The organism is Tepidicella xavieri (genome assembly GCF_004363315.1).
Taxonomy (GTDB): Bacteria; Pseudomonadota; Gammaproteobacteria; order Burkholderiales; family Burkholderiaceae_C; genus Tepidicella; species Tepidicella xavieri.
Genome location: NZ_SNYL01000035.1, coordinates 1 through 1,121, shown reverse-complemented (window position 1 = coordinate 1,121; position 1,121 = coordinate 1). Strand labels below are relative to the sequence as shown.

At 58.1% G+C, this 1,121-nt stretch carries 1 protein-coding gene; it reads left to right on the top strand.

Features of this window, described 5'->3' with window-relative positions; genetic code table 11:
• Positions 1–57: 57 nt before the first annotated feature.
• Positions 58–1,098, top strand: coding sequence for an IS630 family transposase (locus DFR43_RS13580; protein ID WP_133599600.1), 1,041 nt, complete (start codon positions 58–60; stop codon positions 1,096–1,098).
• The last annotated feature ends 23 nt before the right edge of the window (positions 1,099–1,121 follow it).

Below are 1,121 nucleotides of genomic sequence, written 5' to 3'. Positions count from 1 at the left end.
TATTGATCAGGCCCCATAAAGATTGAACTATCTGGTGATTTGGTAGTCCCATCTTTCATGGAAAAAGAAGACGCGAGATACCAAACCCTGCAGCAGCTTCACGAGCGGCGCAAGCAAGTCATCCGACTGCACAAACGGGGCATCAAGGTCATGGAACTGGTGCAGATGACGGGGCTGAGCTACCCGGCGGTGCGCAAGGTGCTTGATCTGTTCGAGCAAGGCGGCTGGGCTGCCATCAAGCCCGCCAGTCGTGGGCGATCCAAAGGAGATGCCCGCTTGCTCACTCCAGAGCAAGAAGCCCACATCCAGAAGACCATCTGCGACAAGCGTCCCGAGCAATTGAAGATGGACTTCTTCCTGTGGAGTCGCGCCGCCGTGATGCAGCTTATCGAACAGGAATGTGGCTTGAAATTGGGTGTGCGCACCGTGGGCAAATACCTGGCACGCTGGGGCTTCACGCCACAAAAGCCCATCAAGCGCGCCTACGAACAGCGCCCGGAGGCGGTCAAGGCCTGGCTCGATGAGCACTACCCGGCGATTGAGGAACAAGCCAAGGCAGAGGGTGGTGAAATCCACTGGGGTGATGAGACCGCACTGGTCAACACCGATGTACGTGGCAGGAGCTACGCCCCAGCAGGTGAAACACCCGTGGCTTACACGGTGGGCAGCACACGCCAGAAGCTGTCGATGATCGCCACGGTGACCAACCGAGGCAAGGCACGCTGGATGATCATTGAGGAGGCCTTCAACAGCGACAAGTTGATTGAGTTCCTGGAGGCCTTGATCAAGGATGCGGGCAAGAAGGTGTTCCTGATCCTTGACAACCTGCGTGTACATCACAGCAAGCCGGTCAAGGCGTGGCTGGCAGAGAGAAAGGAACAGATCGAGGTGTTCTACCTGCCCAGCTACAGCCCGGAACTCAACCCGGAAGAGCGTTTGAACGCCGACCTCAAGCAGGCCATGGGCAAGCGGGTGCCGGTGAGGACCAAGGCCAAACTGCGCGAGGCAGCCAACGAACACATGGCCATGCTGGAGAACTCACCCGAGCGGGTGATGAGCTACTTCCAGGACCCCAGGGTCAAATACGCCGCCGGTTGAAACTTCTAGGGGCCGGAGCAATA

What these genes read in the sequence shown, in the direction of transcription:
- DFR43_RS13580 (WP_133599600.1), top strand. Translation starts at nt 58, where the DNA reads ATGGAAAAAGAAGACGCGAGATACCAAACCCTGCAGCAGCTTCACGAG.